The sequence below is a fragment of the Streptomyces sp. WZ.A104 genome, assembly GCF_002382885.1.
In the GTDB taxonomy this organism is placed as follows: Bacteria; Actinomycetota; Actinomycetes; order Streptomycetales; family Streptomycetaceae; genus Streptomyces.
The window spans coordinates 184,622-204,996 of record NZ_NWVL01000002.1 but is presented as its reverse complement, the minus strand read 5'-3'; the positions used below and the strand labels follow the sequence as shown (position 1 = coordinate 204,996).

Here is a 20,375-nt window from a genome sequence, read left to right as displayed (position 1 = left end):
CGACGTCTTCCTTCCGATTCACGATCGATAGGTCCTGCCGAAGATGAGCCTCACGAGCACCGCACACCAGCTGGTCACCATTGCCTCCGGGGGTGGCGAGGGCGGTGGCAACCACGAAAGCCTCAACCCCTACCTCATCGGCGCCGGCGCCTTCCTCGCGCTGATGTTCCTGCTGTGGGTCACCACCCGCTTCAACCGCGACCGCTGAGGTCAGAGACCGCTGAGTCTGAGACCGCTGAGTCAGCGGCGTACAGCTGTGCCAGTAGGCTCTGCACGCATGGGAGAGCAGGAAGTGCCTACCGGCCCCGGCAAGCGCCGGCTCGGCGTCATGGGCGGGACATTCGACCCGATCCATCATGGACACCTGGTGGCGGCCAGCGAAGTGGCCGCCCAGTTCCATCTGGACGAGGTCGTCTTCGTTCCGACCGGGCAGCCGTGGCAGAAGAGCCACAAGAAGGTCTCCCCGGCCGAGGACCGCTATCTGATGACGGTCATCGCCACCGCGTCCAACCCGCAGTTCTCCGTCAGTCGCAGTGACATCGATCGTGGCGGACCGACGTACACCATCGATACGCTGCGGGACCTGCGCGAGGTCCACGGCGACGCGGACCTCTTCTTCATCACCGGCGCCGACGCGCTCTCCCAGATCCTCACCTGGCGCGACGCGGAGGAGCTGTTCTCGCTCTCCCACTTCATCGGTGTGACCCGCCCGGGTCACGTGCTCACGGACGACGGGCTGCCCGAGGGCGGTGTCTCCCTCGTGGAGGTACCCGCGCTGGCGATCTCGTCCACGGACTGCCGTGAGAGGGTCGCGCAGGGGGAACCGGTCTGGTACCTGGTGCCGGACGGCGTGGTTCGCTACATCGACAAGCGCCAGCTGTACCGCGGCGAATGAGCCACGGAGAGGGGCACCGGTGAACGACCGACAGAACCCGTACGACCCGTATTACCAGGAGCCGCAGGTCATCGGCTACGACGCTTACGGGCAGCCGGTGTACCAGCAGCAGGCGCAGCAGCCGTACGACCAGCAGGGGCAGCAGTACGACCCCTACGCCGCGCACCAGGGCCAGGGGCAGGGCCACGCGCACCAGGCCCCCGAGGCGGGGTACGGCTACGACGCGTACGGCAACCCCCAGCAGCAGCCGCAGCCCCCGTACGACCCCTACGCAGGCCAGTACCAGGGCCAGCACCCGGGGCAGACGCACCAGAGCCAGACGCACCCGGGTCAGACGTACCAGGGCCAGGCCCAGCAGGGGCAGGGTGCCGAGCAGGGGTACGGGTACGGCTCCTACACCGACTACGGCTACGCCACCGGGCAGCAGCCCGCCGCGGTCGACACCGGTCAGCACTGGAGCGTCCCGCAGCAGGGCGCCGCCCCCGCACCGGAACAGGCCCCGCAGTCGCACACAGCGGAAGCCGCGGAAGCCGAAGCGGAGGCCGACGCGGCCGTTCCGGGGCAGCGCAAGCCCGCTCCCGACTACCGAACCGAGCAGTTCTCGTTCATCGAGGAGCCCGATGAGGACTCCGAAGACGTCATCGACTGGCTGAAGTTCACCGAGAGCCGCAGCGAGAGGCGCGAGGAAGCGCGCCGCAAGGGCCGCAACCGGATGGTCGCCCTGATCGTCGTCGCCGTTCTCGTGGTCGTCGGCGGAGTCGGGTACCTCTGGTCCGCCGACATGATCCCCGGCCTCTCCGGTCCGGACGACAAGAAGGCCGTCGCCGCCGGAGCCCAGCAGCGCGACATGATCGTGGTGCACCTGCACGACACCAAGAAGGGCGCCACCTCCACGGCGCTCCTCGTCGACAACACCACCACCAAGCAGGGCACCACCGTTCTGCTGCCCAACTCCCTCGCCGTCGCGGGCGACGACGGGACCACCACCACGCTCGGCAAGTCCGTCGACGACGACGGCAGGACCGGCACCCGGGAGGCGATCGACACCCTCCTGGGCACCCGGATCACCGGCACCTGGCGGCTGGACACTCCCTACCTGGAGAACCTCGTCGAGCTGGTCGGCAACATCGAGGTCGACACCGACACCGACGTGCCCGACACCAAGAAGGGCGCCTCGCCCCTGGTGAACAAGGGCGAGGCGCAGACGCTCAGCGGCCCGATGGCCGTCGCGTACGCCACGTACCGCGCACCGGGCGAGCCCGAGGCCAAGCAGCTGATGAGGTTCGGCGAGGTCATGCGGGCCACGCTGCGCAAGATCTCCGAGGATCCCAAGGCCGCGACCATCACCATCGAGACGCTGCTCCAGGTGCTCGACCCGTCGCTGCCCGAGAAGGACCTCGGGGCCTCGCTCGCCAAGCTCGCCGCGCATGCCAAGGTCGGCGACTACAAGACGGCCCTCCTGCCGGTCCAGGAGGACGGCACGCTCACCGAGGAGGCCACCCGCAGCGTCGTCAAGGACATCCTGGGCGGTGCGGTGAAGGCCCCCGAAGAGGGTGCGCCCCTCCGGGTCGCCGTTCGCAACGCCACGGGTGACGACAAGGCCGCAGAGGCGGCCCGGGTCCAGCTGATCAACGGCGGCTACGCCTTCGTGGACAGCGGCAAGGCCGAGGCCGAGTCCTCTTCCGTCGTGCTCTACCGGTCCGCCGAGGACAAGGAGAAGGCCGTCGAGGTGGCCAAGACCCTGGGCCTGTCCGACGACGACGTGAAGAAGGGCGAGCCGGCCGCGAACGCCGACGTGTCCGCCGTCCTCGGTCAGGACTACGAGATCAAGTAGCCGCTGCGGGTTCACCGGCCGACGTTCCTCCGAGGCCTCGGACGTCGGCCGGTGAAGCGCGGCAAAGCTCTGGGTGAAACGCAGTAAAGCTCTGTCGGTGGTCCGTGAGACCCTAGAGGTTGCATCCGACCGCCGACGAAAGCCTGCATGTGACCGCCACGGACCGCTCCATCGAGCTCATCAACGCCGCCGCTCAGGCGGCCGCCGACCGGCTCGCGCACGACATCATCGCCTACGACGTCAGCGATGTGCTGTCGATCACCGACGCCTTCCTGCTGGCCTCGGCCCCCAACGACCGCCAGGTCAAGTCGATCGTCGACGAGATCGAGGAGCGGCTCCAGAAGGAGCTCGGCGCCAAGCCGGTGCGCCGCGAGGGCGACCGCGACGCCCGCTGGATCCTCCTCGACTACGTCGACATCGTCATCCACGTCCAGCACAGCGAGGAGCGCGTTTTCTACGCGCTGGAGCGCCTGTGGAAGGACTGCCCGGAGATCGCCCTCCCCGAGGACGCGATCAAGACCCGCGGCAAGGCCGAGGAGCACGCGCAGCTCAACGGCGGCACGGAAGGTGACCAGAGCTGAACGGCAGCAGCAGCGGCAGGGGCCGCAGGATCGTCCTCTGGCGGCACGGCCAGACGGCATGGAATCTGGAGCGTCGTTTCCAGGGCTCCACGGACATCGAGCTCACCGAGGCCGGCCTCGGGCAGGCCCGCCGGGCCGCCCGGCTGCTCGCCTCGCTGAAGCCGGACGCCATCGTGGCCTCCGACCTCCGGCGGGCGGCGGCCACGGCCGCCGAGCTGGCCGCAGTCAGCGGCCTGACCGTCGCTCATGACGCGGCTCTTCGCGAGACGTACGCAGGCGCCTGGCAGGGGCTGACGCACCACGAGATCGTCGAGCGCTACGGGGAGCAGTACGCCGCTTGGAAGCGCGGCGAGCCCGTGCGCCGGGGCGGCGGCGAGCTGGAGACCGAGGTCGCCGACCGGGCCGCTCCGGTCGTCCTGGAGCACGCCGAGAAGCTCCCCGCCAACGGCACGCTGGTCGTGGTCAGCCACGGCGGCACGATCAGGACGACGATCGGCCGCCTGCTGGGTCTGGAGTCGCATCACTGGGAAGGGCTCGGCGGGCTGTCCAACTGCTGCTGGTCCGTTCTCGGTGAGGGAGCGCGTGGCTGGCGGCTGCTGGAGCACAACGCGGGAACGCTGCCCGAGCCGGTGCTCGGCGACGACGACTAGGGCCGCGTTCGGATCGGGCCGGACCGGGCGCCGTTCCCGGCCGTCCACGGGCGGCACCGGGCCGGATTTCACTTTCCGGCAGGTCACAGGCTAAAGTTCTTCTTGTTCGCAGCGCGGAAACGCAGGGAAACACAGCGAACAGCGGGGCTATAGCTCAGTTGGTAGAGCGCCTGCATGGCATGCAGGAGGTCAGGAGTTCAATTCTCCTTAGCTCCACAATCAGGATCCCGTCCCCGCCAGGGGGCGGGATCTTCTGCGTGGAGGACGCACGGCGGGCTGACCCTCTTGCGGGGTCATGGCAGAATCGGAACGCCGGAGGGGGCGACGGACCGATCGGGAGGGAGCGCGATGCCTGCGACTCGCGAACACGTCCCCGACCTGCCGCTTGTCGCCGCCCTGCGCTCCGGCTCTCCAACGTCCGAAGATCGATCCCGGCTCGGCTGTCCGTCCTGCGGTTCGTCCCATGTCGCCCAGGTTCTGGGTGACAACGGAGGGGTCTCCTACGTGTGCACGGCCTGCGGCCACAGCTGGAGCTGACTGATGGGTGCACACAGGCGTAAGTGCGACTGGTGCGACAGCGGTACGCCCATTGTCAGGGACATGGACCCGGTCAACGCGGAGTACCAGTACTGGTGCGAGGAATGCGCGCGGGCGCTGATCATAAAAGGCGACCCCATCGAGACGTACCGGGAGCTGGAGGGGGAGCCGATCTACGGGAGGCTCCTGGAGGAGCACTGCACCCTCAAGCGCTTCTACTCGTTCGCGACTGCCTGATCGCGACCGTCTGACCTGTGGTCGGCCCATCACTCACCCGGGATGAATCGGGCATCTCGGTACGGACCGGAAGCGATTTGGTGAAGCACCGGGGGGACCGTGTAATGTTCTCGATGTCGCCAAGGGAAACCGGGCGGCAAACAACAAGGGGCTATAGCTCAGTTGGTAGAGCGCCTGCATGGCATGCAGGAGGTCAGGAGTTCAATTCTCCTTAGCTCCACAGTGAAGTAGCGGGCCACCCGGATCGGGTGGCCCGCTACTTTTGTTCCGACCTTCTGTCAGGCTGCCTGATCAGCCGCGCCCGCTGCCCAGCGCCCGCCGGTTGGCGGCCGGGAGGGCGGGGCGCGTCTCGGCGGGCGGCTGCTCGATCCTGAGCGCCAGGGCGGGGCAGCGCCGTACGGCCCGCTGGGCCCGCCCGCGCAGATGCATCGGTACGGCGGCGTCCGCCAGCGCCGGATAGCCGTCGGGGCCCAGCCTGATGAGCTCGGGGACGATGTCCGCGCACAGGCCGTGGCCCTGGCAGAGCGTCCAGTCCACGGCCAGCTTCTCACCGCTCGGAATCGACTCCTCCAGATCCTGGTAGCCAGGTCCGGGCAGCGGCAGCACCCCGGCCGTCTCCCGCCCGCAGCCGCCGTCCAGGACGTGTGCGGCGAGGTCGTCCGTGAACGCCGACAAGGTGGAGAGCAGGAACCGCGCCGAACCGTCCGGGTGTTTGCACGCCCCCCGGCCCTTCACGGCCTGGGTGACCTCGCGCAGGGCCTCCAGGGCCGCGGGCCCGCCCCCGTTCAGCAGGTCGGAGAGGCCGCCCGCGGCGGCGGGGAGCCCCAGCTTGCACGGGCCGCACTGCCCGGCGGTCTCGGCGGCCAGCCAGTTGGCGATCCGGAGGGACTCGCCGAGCGGGCAGGTGTCCGGCCCGATCGGCAGGATGGCGCCGGCCCCGAGCGCGCCGCCCACGGTGGCCAGGGACTCGCGGGAGACTACGGCGTTGTGCGAGGAGACCGCGTCGATCCAGTTGCCGTGATAGCCGCCCGTCAGAACGCCCTGCGGCAGCGGGGGAGCGTCGGCCAGTTGCAGGATGTACCGCAGCGGCACCCCGGTCGGCACCTCGATGACCATCGGCCGCGCCACCGCTCCGGAGACGGTGAGCAGGACGGTGCCCGGTTCGTTCGGCAGGCCGGTGTGCCCGTAGCGGCGCGGGCCGATCCGGGCGGCGACGGCGAGCTGTGCGTACGTCTCCGCGTTCGACAGCAGGGTAGGGGCGCCGCCCACCCCGGTCTCCGCCGCCCGCTCGCGCCGGCCCGGCGGCAGGGCGGGCCCGCCGTTCGCCGCCCGGATCACCGAGGATGCCTCGCCGGAGACCATGCGTTCCGGGGTGCGGACCACCCGGGCGCGCAGCGGCAGGCCGCGCCGGTCGGAGAGGCCGCGCTCGGCGAGAGCCGCCCGCACGGACACCTCTGTGGAGTTACGGGTGACGGCGACAACCAGGGTGCGTGCGCCGAGTGCCTCCGCGGCCAGCAGGGCGCCGTCCAGGATGAGGTGGGGGGCGCGGTTGAGGAGCACGGTGTCCTTGCGGCAGGCGGGTTCGCCCTCACTGCCGTTGATCACGACGACGGGCCGCACACCGCGGCGGATGGACGCCTTCGCCACCGCCCGCAGCTTCCTGCCGAAGGGGAAACCGGCACCTCCCCTTCCGCGTAGGGATATCGCCTCGGCCAGTTCGGCCAGCCGCTCGCCCGTCATCGGTTCGAGTGGCCCGTGGACCTTCAGGTGCATGGCGAGGTCGAGCCGTTCCACGAGGTCGAAGCCGGTGGTCAGCTGCGGCAGGCCGACGACGCGGACCTCGGGAACATCGGGGAGGGGGACGTTCACGGTCGGTCTCCTGCGGGTGCGTGCCAGGGTTCGCCTGCCGGGGGAGCGGCGAACGGCTCGGCAGGCGGCTCGGCGCCGGGGGCGATCAAGGGGGAGGCGAAGGGAGTGGTCGTGGTGGTGCTGTCCGGTGTCGGGGGGCCGCTGTCGTACTCCGGCGTGCCGTAGGAATGGGACGGCGTGCCATAAGAAGGCGTGCCATAAGAAGGCGTGCCGTAAGGAGGTGCTGCGTAAGAAGACGTCGCGTCAGCCTGTATGCCGCCGGTGGGCGCCGGTCCGTGGGCGCCTTCGGACGGCAGCGGGGCGGAGGGCGGGGGGTACGGAGTCGGCGCGCCGGTGTCGTATTCCGGAGTGCCGTAAGTAGGCGTCGTGTCGAACCGGGATGCGTACAGAGGTGGTTCCTGGGGCGGCGCGTAGGTGTGCTCGGCCGCGTTGGACGGGCTGGGGTGCGCCGGCGCGGGGGATGTGGGGTGCGCCTGTGCGGGAGGCGCGGGGGACGGCGAGGGCCAGCGGCTCTCCGACGGGAGTGAGGGGCCACCGCCGAGCGAGACAGCGCGATATCCGGCCGCTATCCCCGGACCGGGCCCCTTCCGCCATCCCTGAACCGGCGTGTCCCCGGGAGGGTCGAAGGTGATGCGGTCGGCGCTGCGGGGCGGGGGCTCGTACAGGGGGGCCCGGCTGCCGTACAGCGTCTCCGTCGGTGACTCGTGCAGCGAGCCGGGGATCGCCGACGGCGGGGACTCCGCCGGGGGTATCGGCGCCGACAGGGTGCGCGGGCGCACGGGCGTGCCCCGTACGTCCCCGCCCGGCTCGCTCCAGCCGACCGGGTCGGACCAGGGCTCCGCACCGGAGGACGGGGACTCGCGCAGGACCGGGTCCGGGGCGGGCGGCGGGCCCTGGCCCAGCAGCTCCGCGATCCGGTCGGCGATCCGCCGCTTCGTCGGGCGGGGCAGCAGCCGCAGGCACAGCACGCCCGCGACACCGGCCAGGCACAGGCCGTACATCACGACCACCCAGGTCGCGGGCGCGCGGCCCGCGTACAGGCCGTGGACCAGCGCGGCGCACCAGGCCGGATAGGACAGCCCGTGCAGGGCGCGCCACCGGCCCGCGATCCCGCCCGCCTCCCGGGGGGACCCGAGCGACTGGCCGAGCCGGGTGGCCGTGGGGGAGGGCTGGGCGAACGCGCTGCGCAGGGCGCCGGTCGCGGCCGTGACGACCATCAGCAGACCGGCCAGCGAGCCGAAGCCGATCAGCCCCGCCGTGCCGGTGACGCCGAGGCCGAAGGGTATGAGGGCACCGATCAGGTCGACATGCCCGAGGGCGACCTTCACGGTGCCGTGCAGCAGCAGAAAGCCGAGCGAGGCCACGGCGGTGGCCCGGTGGATGCCCTGGCAGACGATCCGCTGGCGGGTGGACAGAAACAGCCGGTCCGTGGCCAGCAGGCCCCAGGCGACGGCCGCGCTGAGCGACACCAGCGACAGGACGCCGGTGGTGAAATCGAGGGTGGTGCGCAAGCCGTCGCTCCCTGCGACGGCGAGTAGGGGGACGAAGACCAGGGCGGCGACAGTGAGGCCGCCCTGTACCGGCCGACTCATTCCGGGGCTCATGGTGGGGGATACGCGGATCTTGCGATGAGGGTTCATGGGGGCGACTCCGAATAGTTCGGCAAAGCGGTCCCGTTGCCGCATGCTAGGACGCCCCATACCAACCAGTACGGGCTTTGCGTGGTTGCCCCGATAGAAGTGGGTACGCCGAGTAACCTCCGCTTCCCGGGAGTTCCCTCCGTCCCGTGAGTCGCCTCAGGACTCAGTGGAATACCCACGGGAAGTCCGCGGAACGCACACCGCGCACCCACGGAAACATCACGCGCCGACTACGGAGGGCGACGGAGGGAGGGTGGGGTCCCGGCTCTCGCGCGCCGTGTCCGCTCTCCGGTCGCTCCCCGCTCCCTTCCGGGCCCGTGCGGTACCCTGACGCCATGCGTGCCGTACGCCTTCTGCTTAGCGAGCCGCGCTGAACAGTTCCGACCGGTGAGAACGCCTGGTCGGAGTCAGCGCGGCGTCCCCTCCTGTGCGAGGGGATTTTTCGTTTCCCGGCAGATGACGATCGATGGAGCTTTGAGGATCATGAGCGAGACGAATTCCGCTGCCGAGACGGCTGCGCCGCACCGCTACACGGCGGCGATGGCCGCCGACATCGAGGCACGCTGGCAGGACTTCTGGGACGCCGAGGGGACGTACGAGGCGCCGAACCCCACCGGTGACCTGGCGGGCGACCCGGAGCTGGCCGCCAGGCCGAAGAAGTTCATCATGGACATGTTCCCGTACCCCTCGGGTGCCGGGCTGCACGTCGGGCACCCCCTGGGCTACATCGCCACCGATGTCTACGCCCGCCACCAGCGGATGACCGGCCACAACGTGCTGCACACCCTGGGCTTCGACGCCTTCGGCCTGCCCGCCGAGCAGTACGCGGTCCAGACGGGCACGCACCCCCGGGTCTCCACCGAGGCCAACATGGAGAACATGAAGGTCCAGCTGCGCCGTCTGGGACTGGGACACGACAACCGCCGCTCCTTCGCGACGATCGAGTCCGAGTACTACAAGTGGACGCAGTGGATCTTCCTGCAGATCTTCAATTCCTGGTACGACACCGAGGCCGACCGGGCCCGCCCGATCGCCGAACTGGTCGAGCAGTTCGAGAACGGCACCCGCGCGACCCCCGACGGTCGTGAGTGGAGCGAGCTGACCGCCGCCGAGCGCGCGGACCTGCTGGGCCAGTACCGTCTGGCGTACGCCTCCGACGCGCCCGTCAACTGGTCGCCCGGTCTGGGCACCGTGCTGGCCAACGAGGAGGTCACCGCCGACGGTCGCTCCGAGCGCGGCAACTTCCCCGTCTTCAAGGCCAAGCTGCGCCAGTGGAACATGCGCATCACCGCCTACGCCGACCGGCTGCTGAACGACCTGGACGGGCTGGACTGGCCCGAGGCCATCAAATTGCAGCAGCGCAACTGGATCGGGCGCTCCGAGGGTGCCCGGGTCGAGTTCCCGGTCGACACCGCGGGCGGCATCACCGTCTTCACCACCCGTCAGGACACCCTGTTCGGCGCCACGTACATGGTGCTGGCCCCCGAGCACGACATGGTCGAGCGGATCATTCCGGCCGCCTGGCCCGAGGGCACCCACCCGGTATGGACCGGCGGACACGCGAGCCCGGCCGAGGCCGTCACCGCGTACCGCAAGCAGGCCGCCGCCAAGTCCGACGTCGAGCGGCAGGCCGAGGCCAAGGACAAGACCGGTGTCTTCACCGGCGCGTACGCCACCAACCCGGTCAGCGGTGAGAAGGTCCCCGTCTTCATCGCGGACTACGTCCTGATGGGCTACGGCACCGGCGCGATCATGGCCGTACCGGCGCACGACGCGCGCGACTTCGCCTTCGCGCGCGCCTTCGAGCTGCCGATGCGCTGTGTCGTCCAGCCGTCCGACGACCGCGGAACCGACCCCTCCACGTGGGACGACGCCTTCAGTTCGTACGACGCGAAGCTGGTCAACTCCGCGAACGACGAGATCTCGCTGGACGGCCTGGGCGTCGTCGAGGCCAAGGCGACGATCACCGAGTGGCTGAAGGAGCACGGTGTCGGCGAGGGCACCGTCAACTTCCGGCTGCGCGACTGGCTGTTCAGCCGCCAGCGCTACTGGGGCGAGCCCTTCCCGATCGTCTACGACGAGGACGGCATCGCCCACCCGCTGCCCGAGTCGATGCTGCCGCTGGAGCTGCCGGAGGTCGAGGACTACTCGCCGCGCACCTTCGACCCGGAGGACGCAAGCGCGCAGCCCGAGACCCCGCTGTCACGCAACGCCGACTGGGTCAACGTCACGCTGGACCTGGGCGACGGGGCCGGTCCGCGGAAGTACCGCCGCGAGACCAACACCATGCCCAACTGGGCCGGTTCCTGCTGGTACGAGCTGCGCTACCTGGACCCGAACAACGACCGGCAGCTGGTCGACCCGGAGATCGAGCAGTACTGGATGGGCCCGCGCGAGGGCCAGCCCACCGGCGGTGTCGACCTGTACGTCGGCGGCGCCGAGCACGCCGTGCTGCACCTGCTGTACGCGCGCTTCTGGTCCAAGGTGCTGCACGACCTGGGCCACATCTCGTCGGCCGAGCCGTTCCACAAGCTGTACAACCAGGGCATGATCCAGGCCTTCGTCTACCGCGACAGCCGGGGCATCGCCGTCCCGGCCGCCGAGGTGGAGGAGCGCGACGGCGGCTTCTACTACGAGGGCGAGAAGGTCAGCCGCGTCCTGGGCAAGATGGGCAAGTCCCTGAAGAACGCGGTCACGCCGGACGAGATCTGCGCCGAGTACGGTGCGGACACCCTGCGCCTGTACGAGATGGCGATGGGCCCCCTGGACGTGTCGCGTCCCTGGGACACGCGGGCCGTCGTCGGCCAGTACCGGCTGTTGCAGCGGCTGTGGCGCAATGTGGTCGACGAGGAGACCGGCGAGGTCACCGTCGTCGACACGGAGCCCGGCGAGGACACTCTGCGGGCCCTGCACAAGGCCATCGACGGGGTCGGCCAGGACCTGGCGGGAATGCGGTTCAACACCGCCATCGCCAAGATCACCGAACTGAACAACCACCTGACGAAGGCCGGTGGCCCGCTGTCGCGCTCGGTCGCCGAGCGGCTGGTCCTGCTGATCGCCCCGCTGGCCCCGCATGTGGCCGAGGAGCTGTGGCGCCGACTGGGCCACACCGAATCGGTCGTCCACCAGGACTTCCCCGTGGCGGACCCGGCGTACGTCGTGGACGAGACGGTCACCTGCGTCGTCCAGATCAAGGGCAAGGTCCGGGCCCGTCTGGAGATCTCCCCGTCCATCACGGACGAGGAGCTGGAGGCGCTGGCCCTGGCTGACGATGCGGTCGTGGCGGCGCTGGGCGGGGCGGGCATCCGCAAGGTGATCGTGCGTGCCCCGAAGCTGGTGAACATCGTCCCCGCGTGACGGTTCTTGTGGGTGGCGTGATGGCCTTTGCGGATGGTTAGGGCCATCCCCTACGGGCAGGTTGGGGGTTCCGAAGGAACCCTCGGCCTGCCCGTTCCGTTTACGGTGGAGGGGGCGACCGGTATCGGCGGGCCGCATCGAGAAACCGAGGGCATTCATGGAAGCCGCGATCACGATCCTGGCGCTGCTCTTCGTCGCGTTCATCGCGCTGGGCGTCTACGTGACCGTGAAGGTCGTCGGCGCGGCCAAACGGGGCGTGGACCGCACGATCACGCAGGCCCGCCGCACCGTGGAGGACACCACGCTCCGGGCCAAGAGCTTCGGCCAGCCCGGTGTCGTCGGCGAGCTCGCACAGCTCCGGCTCGCCCTGCGGACGTCGATGCGCGCCACCCAGGACGCCCTGCACGCCGGTGTGGCGGAGGACGCCTCGCTCTCGGAGTCGGTGGCGCTCTTCCGGCGGCTGAGCGCGCACGGTCTTGAGCTGGACGACGAGCTGAAGCGGCTGGAGCGCGAGCCGGACCGGTCGACGGTCGCGGCCCTGCTGCCCCAGCTGAAGGAGCGGACCCAGCGGATCACGCACTCGGCGGAGTCGCTGCGCTGGGCGGCGCGGGACCGGGCGCGGCAGTTCGCCGACGACGACCTGGACGCGCTGAACGCACAGATCGACGTCGAGGCCGGTGCGCTGCGGCACTGGACCGTCGAGGAGCCGTCTCGTGCACCGGGTGCCGGGGCGTCCGCGACCCCGGGCCACGGCCCCGGAACGTCCACGGCCCCCGGCCACGGCCCCGGAACGGACTGGCCCGAACCGGCCGCCTCGGCCGGAAGCAGCAGCACGGCCGACGAGGCCTGGTCCGGTCAGGCCGGCGAAGAGGCCCCGCAGGCGATCACCGCACCGGACCCGCGGAAGCGCACGAGCTACCCGTGGGAGAAGTCCGCCCGGCCGGAAACGACGAACTGACGCACGCGATCCGGGAAGCGCTCCGACCGCATACGTTCCGAAGTGACCATGAATGATCAGAGGCCCGGGGCCGGGCTGCCGCACTCCCGGTACGCCAGGTAACCTCCGCCACATGTCCCGCCATGTCGCTGTCGTCACCGATTCCACGGCCTATCTGCCGCGCCCGACGATGGAACGGCACGGCATCACCGCGGTGCCGCTGACCGTCGTCCTGGGCGATCAGGCGCTGGAGGAGGGCACGGAGATCTCGGCCCGTTCACTCGCCCTGGCGCTGCAGAAACGCCACTCCGTGACCACGTCCCGCCCGAGCCCCGAGGTCTTCGCGGCGGCCTATCGGGCGGCGGCCGTCGGCGGGGCCGACGCCGTGGTGTCGCTGCACCTTTCGGCGGAGTTCTCGGGCACGTACGACGCGGCGCTGCTCGCGGCGAAGGACGCCCCCATCCCGGTACGGGTGGTGGACACCGGCATGGTGGCCATGGCCCTCGGATTCTGCGCCCTCGCGGCGGCGGAGGCGGCGGAGGCGGGGGGCGGCCTGGACGAGGTGGCGGCGGCCGCGGAGAAGCGGGCGGCTGGGACGTCCGCCTACTTCTATGTCGACACGCTGGACTATCTGCGTCGGGGCGGCCGTATCGGCACGGCCCAGGCCCTGCTGGGGTCCGCCCTGGCGGTGAAGCCGATCCTGGAGCTCGACGGAGGCCGGATCGAGCTGCTGGAGAAGGTAAGGACGGCGTCCAAGGCGATTGCCCGCCTGGAGGAGATCGTGGCCGAGCGTGCGGGCGAAGCGGCGGTGGACATCGCCGTCCACCACCTCGCTGCTCCGGACCGCGCCGACCGCCTGGCCGAGCGGCTGCGCGAACGTGTCCCCGGTCTGGTCGACCTGCACGTCAGCGAGGTCGGCGCGGTGATCGGTGCGCACACGGGGCCGGGGCTGCTGGGTGCGGTGATCTCGGTGCGGTGATCGAGGTTCGTGGCTCGTGGCTCTGTGATTTGGTTCCGTGATCGTGGTTCCGTCATTTTCTGGGGCGGGGCTGTTTTTCACCCCGAGGAGTGGTCGAGTTATCCACAACTGGCGGTCTTTCCACAGGAATCGGGTCTGTTCAGCGGGTTCGGACGGATGTGCCTAACGTCGTGAGGCATGGCCCTTCGAACTCCTCGGGTGTCCGCTCCCGATGCCTTTTCCGTCCAGTCGTCCATCCATTCGTCAGCTCAGCTGAACGATCTTCTGCCTGATCCTGATCCTGATCCTGTGCCGGGGAGGCCGCTCGGGTGGCCGCGGCCCGGTTCTGGCACTCGCCCGAGCGGTCGGGCGGGCATCCGGCCCGGGTCTCGACACGCTGCCCGCCCGCGCGCCCGCAGGGGTGGGCGCCACTCCGCGCGGGGGCATGCCGCCCTTGCCGCTGCGGCGGGTCGACGGCGGGCGGATGCGCTGATGGAGGGCGTCCCCGGGGCTGACGGCGGAGTGGACCCCGGGCCTGCTTCCGTCCCCGTCGTGCCCGCCTCCGTCCCCGCCTCCGTCCCTGTCGCCGCTCCCGAGCGGGATGCGGGGCGCGACGACGGCGCGAATGTCCCGGAGGTGTCCGGCGAGCCGTCGCGTGCCCGTCGTCTTGTGTCGGCGGTCCGGGAGCGGCTGCTGGTGTGGGTGCGGATCCGGTGTGCTCTGGCCCCGCGGACGCCGCTGGTGCTGGGCCTCGTGCTGCTCGCCGCCGTGGCTCTTGGCGCGTTCCACTTCTGGTCCGCGCGGCCCCAGGCGGTGCGTGCGCCGGAGCCGGTCGCCGCGGAGGGGGACGCGACGGACCTCGCGCTGCCGCAGGAGCCGTTACGGTCCGGCGGCCCCGACCCGGTGCCCCGCCCGGTTGCCGGGGAAGCGCAGGGCCCGGCCGCGGGCGGGGAGGTCGTGGTCGATGTGAGCGGCAAGGTGCACCGGCCGGGCGTTCGTCGGCTCCCGGCGGGCTCGCGGGTGGCGGACGCGCTCCGTGCGGCCGGTGGTGTGAGGGACGGCACCGATGTCACCGGGCTCAACCGGGCGCGGGTCCTGGCCGACGGTGAGCAGGTCGTCGTCGGTCTTCCGCCCGGCCTCACCGCCCCCGGCGCGACCGGCGGCGGAGGCGGATCGCCCGGGGCGGCGGGTGCGCCGGGGCTGCCCGGCCCCGCAGCACCGCTGAGCCTGAACACGGCGACCGCGGATCAGCTTGAAACCCTGCCGGGGGTCGGGCCTGTGCTGGCCCAGCGCATGATCGACTACCGCACGGAGAACGGTGGATTCCGGTCCGTCGACGAGCTTCGCCAAGTCACAGGAATCGGCGACCGCCGATTCGCCGACATCCAACCGCTAGTACGGCCATGAGTGGCCTGTGGGCCCGGCAGAGGCCCCTTGGTTGGAGTCCGGTTCCGGTTCCGGTTCCGGGCCCGGGTTCGAGTCCGAGTCCGGGTCCGGGCCCGGGTTCGAGTCCGGGTCTGGGTACGGATCGCGATGAGGGTTCCCGTACGGAGAGTGGTGCGGACACGGCTGCTGGTGCGGGCGCGAGTGGCGGTGCCGTGGGGGTGCCGGGGGAGAGGGCTTCTCGGGCGGAGGGGCCCGTGGACCTGCGGCTCGTCCCGCCCGCCCTGGCGACCTGGGCGGCCGCGGCGTGGGCCCTGAGGCTGCCGGGGCGCTGGGCGGCCGTGGTGGTCGTCGCCTGTGCCGTACCGGCGCTCGTTCTGCTGGTAGTCGCCTTTCGGGCACCTTCTCGGGAGAGGAGGGGCGTCGGGCCCGGGGCCGCTGCCGCTGCCGGGGCCGTTCTGCTCTGCGCGGCGGCGGGTGCGGCCGTGGCGGGGTTCCATGGGGCCGATGTGCGGCGCGGTCCCGTTCCGGGGCTGGCGCAGGAGGACGCGCGGGTCGAGGCCGAGGTGCGGGTGACCGCCGATCCGCGCCCGGCCCGTCCGGCTGTGCGGGGCAACCACAGCGCCCCGGCCCTTCTCCTGATCGACGCCGATGTCATTGAGATGGTGGCGCCCGACGGCCGGGGCTCCCGGGTACGTACGCCGGTGCTGCTCATGGTTCCGGTCGGCGACCACCGGGAGGACTGGCAGCAGGTGTTGCCGTCCACCCGGCTCCGGGTCAGCGGTCGGCTCTCGCCACCGTTGCACGAGGGTGAACGCCTCGCCGCCGTCCTGAGGGTGGACGGTGCGGGCGTGCCGCGGATCACGGGGCCGCCGACATGGATCCAGCGCGCTGCGGGGGAGCTGCGCGCCGGACTGCGGGAGGCGACGGACGGTCTCGACGCGGACGCGCGGGCGTTGCTGCCGGGGCTGGTCGTCGGTGACACCTCCAGGGTCTCGCCCGAGCTGCACGACGCCTTCAAGGCGACCGACCTGACGCACCTGCTCTCCGTTTCCGGGGCGAATCTCTCGATTCTCCTCTTCCTCCTCATCGGTCCGCCGGGGGCGGCGCTGAGCAGCGAACGGCGTGGCCTGGCACCCAGGTTCGGCATCACCTTGCGGGGGACCGCAGTGATCGGCGGTGCGCTGACGCTGATGTTCATCGTGGTGTGCCGCCCGGAGCCGAGCGTGCTGCGCGCGGCCACGTGCGGCCTTATCACCCTTCTCGCGATCGGGACCGGGCGCCGGAGGTCCCTGATCCCCGCTCTGGCGGCGGCGGTTGTCCTCCTGGTGTTGTACGACCCGTGGCTGGCCCGGAGTTATGGGTTCCTGCTGTCGGTCCTGGCGACCGGCGCGTTGTTGACGCTCGCGCCCCGGTGGAGTGCCGCACTCCAGGCCCGGCGGGTGCCGGGCCGACTCGCCGAGGTGCTGGCAGCCGCGGCGGCCGCGCAGGCCGTGTGCGCGCCGGTGGTGGTGGTCCTCGCCTCGCGGGTCAGCCTGGTGGCGGTTCCGTGCAACCTGCTGGCGGAGTTCGCGGTGGCGCCCGCGACGGTGCTCGGGTTCGCGGCCCTCGCGGTCGCCCCGGTTTCCATGCCGGTGGCCGAGTTGCTGGCCGAGGTCGCGGGCTGGCCGGTCGGCTGGATCGCCACCGTCGCCCGTACGGGGGCGGGCCTGCCCGGGGCCGAGGCGGAGTGGCCCGGAGGCTGGACGGGCGCGGCGCTGCTGGCCGGTCTCACGGTCCTGACAGTGCTCGTGCTACCCCGGCTTGCCCGTCGCCCCTGGCTGTGTGCGGCCGTCGGGCTGCTCCTCGTCCTGGTGGTGCTTCGACCAGTCCCTCTCACCCGGATCATGACCGGATGGCCGCCGCCGGACTGGGCGTTCGCGCTCTGCGATGTCGGGCAGGGCGATGCGATGGTGCTCGCGGCGGGGGAGGGCACGGGAGTGGTCGTCGACGCCGGGCCCGATCCCCGTGCGGTCGACCGGTGTTTGCGCGATCTCGGAGTCACCCGGGTGCCGCTCGTGGTTCTCACTCACTTCCACGCCGACCATGTGCGTGGGCTGCCTGGTGTGCTCCGGGGCAGGACGGTGGGCGCGATCCAGACGACGAGCCTGAAGAACCTCCCGAACAGGCCGCGTTCGTGCGGCGGGCAGCGGCCGCGGCACGGGTCAAGACGGTGCGGGCCGTGGCCGGTGAGCACCGCCGGGCGGGCCCGGTCGACTGGCGGGTGCTGTGGCCGCGCGACGGACCCGGGAGAGCGGGGCGGAAGGGGGCCGGGGCGGTTGCCGTGCGCGAACCGAACGACTCCAGCGTCACCCTGCACGTACGGGCGGCAGGAGGGCTGACCCTGTTGCTCCTGGGGGACCTGGAGCCTCCGGCCCAGCGGGAATTGCTGCGCAGCCGGGCGGCACCGGGCCGAGTGGATGTCCTCAAGGTGGCCCACCACGGTTCGGCGTTCCAAGACGCGGGGCTGTTGCACAGAGCACGGCCGAGGCTGGCGCTCATCTCCTGCGGGGCGGACAACCCGTACGGCCACCCCGCGCCCCGTACGGTCGATGCGCTCAGGGGCGCCGGGGCCCGGGTCCTGCGCACCGACACCGACGGCCCGATCGCGGTGACGGGCGCCGGGAAGGAGCTGCGGGCGGTGGGCCGGTCATGACACCGCCGGAGTCTGTCCCGCCGTTCGTCCGCCGTCCGCCGTCCGCCGTCCGCCGTCCGCCGTCCGCCGCCTGCCGCCTGCCGTCCGCCTGCCGTCCGCCGTTCGCCTGGCGTCCGCCCGCCGCTCCGCTCGCGCGTTGTGCCCCCGTGCCGCCTGCGGGGCCGGACCGTGCGGGTCAGACCAGCCACTTCCCGGCGAGCATGAGGTCGCGGTCGGTGAGTTCGTTCACCTCGCGCCAGGCGCGCACGGTCTGGGGGGTGATGCGCAGGAACACCCAGGGGGAGCGGCGGCGCGGGTCCCACCGGAGCTTCGTGGCGAAGGCGTCGCCCACGGCTGTGGGGAGGTCCGCCCCCTCCACGATCTCCGCCTCGCCTTCGATGAGCACCACGTCGCGGGTGGGGCCGAGGGTCACCCTGACCGGGCCGCCGGGGGTCACGTTGACGGCGGTCGGGTTGGTCCGTCGTGTCGACATCACCAGCGTGCCGGTGGCGTCGTCCCAGAGGAACGACAACGGCACCAGCGTGGGGACGCCGTCCGAGGACGCCGTAGCCACCCACGCGTCCTCGTCCTGCCGGAGGTGGTCGAAGACGTCCTGTTTGCGCTGTTCCCGGGTGCGTGCGGGATCGTGGTCGGTCATGGCCGACACGCTAGACAGCGATCACCGTGCGGCGCCTCGGGCGGGGGGCCTAGGACCGGAGCACCAGGCGAGCGCGCGAGTTCTGGACGGACCAGACTGGGGCCATGACCTTGCCACAGCCACACCCGACCTCCGATGCCTCGACCACCTCAGCTGCCTCTGATGCGTCGACCACCTCAGGCGCTTCAGCTGCGTGGACCACCTCAGCCGCTTCCGATGCCTCGACTGCCTCGGCAGCCTCGCTCGCGTCGACCAGGGGCCCCGGCCGCTCCGGGGCCGACGGTGTCACGGACGGCACGGTCCGCGCCTATCTCGACCGGATCGGCGCGGACCGGCCGGCGCGGGCCGACATCGAGGCGCTGCGCGAGCTCCAGCGCAGGCACCTGCTGTCCGTGCCCTTCGAGAACCTGTCGATTCACCTCGGTGAGGACATCGTGCTGGAGGAACAGGCCCTTCTGGACAAGGTGATCGGCGGGAGGGGCGGCTTCTGCTACGAACTGAACGGCGCGTTCGGCGCGTTGCTGCGGGCGCTCGGCTTCCGGGTGAGCCTGCTCCAGGCCCGCGTCTTCGGTGACGGCGGCCGCCTGGGCATCCCGTACGACCACATGGCACTGCGGGTGGAGACCGAGGACGGTACGGGGCCCTGGCTGGCGGACGTCGGGTTCGGCGACCACGCGCTGAGGCCGCTGGCGCTGGCGGACTTGACGGAACAGGAGGACCCCCGGGGTGTGTTCCGGTTCCGGGCGGCGCCGGAGGGGGACCTGGATCTGCTGCGCGGCGGCTCGCGGCAGTTCCGGCTGGACCTGCGGCCGCGGACGCTGACGGAGTTCCGGGGCGGGGCCTGGTACCACCGCACCTCGCCGGACTCCCACTTCACCCGCTCCCTGGTGTGCTCGCGGTGCACGGATACCGGGCGGGTGACCTTGAGCCGGCGGGCCCTGATCACCACGGTCGGCGGCGAGCGGCACCGTACGGAGCTGGCCACGGACGAGGAGGTGCTGGCCGCCTACCGGGACCACTTCGGGCTGCGGCTCTCCCGGGTTCCCGAGGTCCGGGGACGCTTCCCGGGGGACGGAAATTCGGACCTTAGGTAACACCTGCGTACAGCTCGGCACAAGACCTTACGATGCACTCCGTTTGCCTCGAACGCCGCAACAGTGATCGAATGCATGCTCGTCGGCGGGCCGCTGTTCCGACAACGACGTCCATCTGTCAGGGGCCCTGAAGTGCGAAGCGCCCCTGGGGGTTCGGAGAAGATGTTCGGCCGTTGGCTGGGAAGCAAGGGAAGCAGGAGCCAGGCAGGCGCGGGGCGCGGTGGGGCGCTCGCGGGAGTCCGGGTGCACCGTTCCGCGGGCGTTCTCAGTTGCCGGGTGCTGGACCCGGTCAGCGAACCTGTCCAGCAGGCCGAGTTCGTCGTCACGGACGGGGCGGGGCGCAAGGTGGTGGGCGGCGAGACGGACCCCTTCGGCAGCGTGCTGGCCACGGTCCCGGCGGGCGAGTACCGGCTCGCGGTCACGGCCGAGGGCTTCACCCCGTTCCACGGCGCGGCGACGGTCGACCAAGGGGCGCACGCCACCCTGGGAGATGTGACCCTCCAAGTGGCCCAACCCCAGCAGCTGCCCGCTCCCGGCGAATGGGACATCGACCCGAACCACTCGCAGATCGGCTTCACCGCCCGGCACATCGGCCTGGCACGCATCCACGGCCGGTTCAACACCTTCGCCGGTGCGGTCCGGATCGCCGACCGCATGGAGGACTCCGCCATGCACGTGATCATCGACGCGGCGTCGATCGACACCAATGTGCAGATGCGCGACGACCACCTGCGCTCCGGCGACTTCCTCGACGTCGGCCGCTACCCGACGCTGGAGTTCTACAGCGAGCGCTTCGTCCACCGCGGCGGCAACCGCTGGGGGGTGACCGGGGCGCTGACCCTGCACGGGGTCAGCCGCACGGTGACGCTGGACACGAGGTACCTCGGTCTCGGCAACGGTCTGGAGGGTGATCCGCGTGCCGCCTGCCGGGCCACCACCGAACTGCACCGCGAGGACTTCACGCTCACCTGGCAGACGATGCTGGCGCGCGGGATCGCCGCGGTGGGCTCCAGCATCGCCGTCGACCTGGACATCCAGACCGTTCCCCGGGGGTGAGGGGCCGGGGCCGGG

The 20,375-nt window shown here is 71.3% G+C and carries 16 protein-coding genes, 2 tRNA genes and 1 pseudogene; 16 read left to right on the top strand and 3 right to left on the bottom strand.

From position 1 onward, the window contains the following. Positions 1–43 precede the first annotated feature (43 nt). The 9 genes from CIB93_RS37615 (at position 44) to CIB93_RS01995 (ending at position 4,954) form a co-directional block, all read left to right on the top strand. Positions 44–208, top strand: a complete 165-nt coding sequence (locus CIB93_RS37615; protein WP_179499922.1) for a hypothetical protein — start codon at positions 44–46, stop codon at positions 206–208. 69 nt (positions 209–277) lie between these two features. Then, positions 278–895 (top strand): nicotinate-nucleotide adenylyltransferase, encoded by a 618-nt coding sequence (gene nadD, locus CIB93_RS02030; protein ID WP_047176562.1) that lies wholly within the window; start codon positions 278–280, stop codon positions 893–895. Between the two features lie 19 nt (positions 896–914). Further along, entirely contained in the window at positions 915–2,729 is a 1,815-nt protein-coding gene (locus CIB93_RS02025; RefSeq protein ID WP_096623361.1) for an LCP family protein, read from the top strand. A gap of 149 nt (positions 2,730–2,878) precedes the next feature. Continuing rightward, positions 2,879–3,310, top strand: a complete 432-nt coding sequence (rsfS, locus tag CIB93_RS02020) for a ribosome silencing factor (protein ID WP_010062919.1) — start codon at positions 2,879–2,881, stop codon at positions 3,308–3,310. After that, a complete protein-coding gene (locus CIB93_RS02015; protein WP_096623359.1) occupies positions 3,307–3,960 on the top strand; it encodes a histidine phosphatase family protein in 654 nt (217 codons plus the stop codon). The genes rsfS and CIB93_RS02015 overlap by 4 nt, the downstream gene beginning before the upstream one ends. A gap of 143 nt (positions 3,961–4,103) precedes the next feature. Continuing rightward, positions 4,104–4,176, top strand: a tRNA-Ala gene (locus CIB93_RS02010). A gap of 132 nt (positions 4,177–4,308) precedes the next feature. Further along, positions 4,309–4,497 (top strand): hypothetical protein, encoded by a 189-nt coding sequence (locus tag CIB93_RS02005; protein WP_096623357.1) that lies wholly within the window; start codon positions 4,309–4,311, stop codon positions 4,495–4,497. A 3-nt stretch (positions 4,498–4,500) separates the two neighbouring features. Next, positions 4,501–4,734 carry a hypothetical protein gene (locus tag CIB93_RS02000; RefSeq protein ID WP_096623355.1) on the top strand — a complete coding sequence of 78 codons (234 nt, stop codon included), beginning with the start codon at positions 4,501–4,503 and terminating at the stop codon, positions 4,732–4,734. A 147-nt stretch (positions 4,735–4,881) separates the two neighbouring features. After that, positions 4,882–4,954 (top strand) — tRNA-Ala (locus CIB93_RS01995). 71 nt (positions 4,955–5,025) lie between these two features. On the opposite strand, the gene CIB93_RS01990 is transcribed toward CIB93_RS01995, so the two are convergent. Both CIB93_RS01990 and CIB93_RS01985 read right to left on the bottom strand, forming a co-directional pair. Continuing rightward, complete coding sequence (locus tag CIB93_RS01990) at positions 5,026–6,603, bottom strand: NADH-quinone oxidoreductase subunit NuoF family protein (protein WP_096623353.1); 1,578 nt, start codon at positions 6,601–6,603, stop codon at positions 5,026–5,028. After that, positions 6,600–8,195: a hypothetical protein gene (locus tag CIB93_RS01985; RefSeq protein ID WP_096623351.1), complete on the bottom strand. Its 1,596-nt coding sequence runs from the start codon at positions 8,193–8,195 to the stop codon at positions 6,600–6,602. The genes CIB93_RS01990 and CIB93_RS01985 overlap by 4 nt, the downstream gene beginning before the upstream one ends. 531 nt (positions 8,196–8,726) lie before the next feature. On the opposite strand from CIB93_RS01985, the gene leuS reads away from it, so the two are divergent. The 5 genes and pseudogenes from leuS to CIB93_RS01960 all read left to right on the top strand — a co-directional run bounded on the left by leuS (position 8,727) and on the right by CIB93_RS01960 (position 17,573). Further along, positions 8,727–11,600 (top strand): leucine--tRNA ligase, encoded by a 2,874-nt coding sequence (leuS, locus tag CIB93_RS01980; RefSeq protein WP_096623349.1) that lies wholly within the window; start codon positions 8,727–8,729, stop codon positions 11,598–11,600. A gap of 157 nt (positions 11,601–11,757) precedes the next feature. Beyond that, positions 11,758–12,558 (top strand): hypothetical protein, encoded by an 801-nt coding sequence (locus tag CIB93_RS01975; RefSeq protein WP_096623347.1) that lies wholly within the window; start codon positions 11,758–11,760, stop codon positions 12,556–12,558. Between the two features lie 112 nt (positions 12,559–12,670). After that, positions 12,671–13,516, top strand: a complete 846-nt coding sequence (locus tag CIB93_RS01970) for a DegV family protein (protein ID WP_096623345.1) — start codon at positions 12,671–12,673, stop codon at positions 13,514–13,516. A 531-nt stretch (positions 13,517–14,047) separates the two neighbouring features. Continuing rightward, on the top strand, positions 14,048–14,902 hold the full coding sequence (locus tag CIB93_RS37610; protein WP_306454797.1) for a ComEA family DNA-binding protein: 855 nt from the start codon (positions 14,048–14,050) through the stop codon (positions 14,900–14,902). 191 nt (positions 14,903–15,093) lie between these two features. Next, a pseudogene (locus CIB93_RS01960) lies at positions 15,094–17,573 on the top strand (ComEC/Rec2 family competence protein). 175 nt (positions 17,574–17,748) lie between these two features. Here CIB93_RS01960 and CIB93_RS01955 read toward each other — a convergent pair. Continuing rightward, positions 17,749–18,210, bottom strand: a complete 462-nt coding sequence (locus tag CIB93_RS01955; RefSeq protein ID WP_096623343.1) for a pyridoxamine 5'-phosphate oxidase family protein — start codon at positions 18,208–18,210, stop codon at positions 17,749–17,751. A 104-nt stretch (positions 18,211–18,314) separates the two neighbouring features. On the opposite strand from CIB93_RS01955, the gene CIB93_RS01950 reads away from it, so the two are divergent. Continuing rightward, positions 18,315–19,304 (top strand): arylamine N-acetyltransferase, encoded by a 990-nt coding sequence (locus CIB93_RS01950; protein ID WP_257001965.1) that lies wholly within the window; start codon positions 18,315–18,317, stop codon positions 19,302–19,304. A gap of 162 nt (positions 19,305–19,466) precedes the next feature. Next, positions 19,467–20,360, top strand: coding sequence for a YceI family protein (locus CIB93_RS01945; protein ID WP_096623341.1), 894 nt, complete (start codon positions 19,467–19,469; stop codon positions 20,358–20,360). Positions 20,361–20,375 lie beyond the last annotated feature (15 nt).

Excerpts from the sequence above, each read along its gene's own strand:
- CIB93_RS37615 (WP_179499922.1), top strand. The coding sequence starts at position 44 with ATGAGCCTCACGAGCACCGCACACCAGCTGGTCACCATTGCCTCCGGG.
- nadD (WP_047176562.1), top strand. The coding sequence starts at position 278 with ATGGGAGAGCAGGAAGTGCCTACCGGCCCCGGCAAGCGCCGGCTCGGC.
- CIB93_RS02005 (WP_096623357.1), top strand. The coding sequence starts at position 4,309 with ATGCCTGCGACTCGCGAACACGTCCCCGACCTGCCGCTTGTCGCCGCC.
- CIB93_RS02000 (WP_096623355.1), top strand. The coding sequence starts at position 4,501 with ATGGGTGCACACAGGCGTAAGTGCGACTGGTGCGACAGCGGTACGCCC.
- CIB93_RS01985 (WP_096623351.1), bottom strand. The coding sequence starts at position 8,195 with ATGAGTCGGCCGGTACAGGGCGGCCTCACTGTCGCCGCCCTGGTCTTC.
- leuS (WP_096623349.1), top strand. The coding sequence starts at position 8,727 with ATGAGCGAGACGAATTCCGCTGCCGAGACGGCTGCGCCGCACCGCTAC.
- CIB93_RS01975 (WP_096623347.1), top strand. The coding sequence starts at position 11,758 with ATGGAAGCCGCGATCACGATCCTGGCGCTGCTCTTCGTCGCGTTCATC.
- CIB93_RS01970 (WP_096623345.1), top strand. The coding sequence starts at position 12,671 with ATGTCCCGCCATGTCGCTGTCGTCACCGATTCCACGGCCTATCTGCCG.
- CIB93_RS01955 (WP_096623343.1), bottom strand. The coding sequence starts at position 18,210 with ATGACCGACCACGATCCCGCACGCACCCGGGAACAGCGCAAACAGGAC.
- CIB93_RS01950 (WP_257001965.1), top strand. The coding sequence starts at position 18,315 with ATGACCTTGCCACAGCCACACCCGACCTCCGATGCCTCGACCACCTCA.
- CIB93_RS01945 (WP_096623341.1), top strand. The coding sequence starts at position 19,467 with ATGTTCGGCCGTTGGCTGGGAAGCAAGGGAAGCAGGAGCCAGGCAGGC.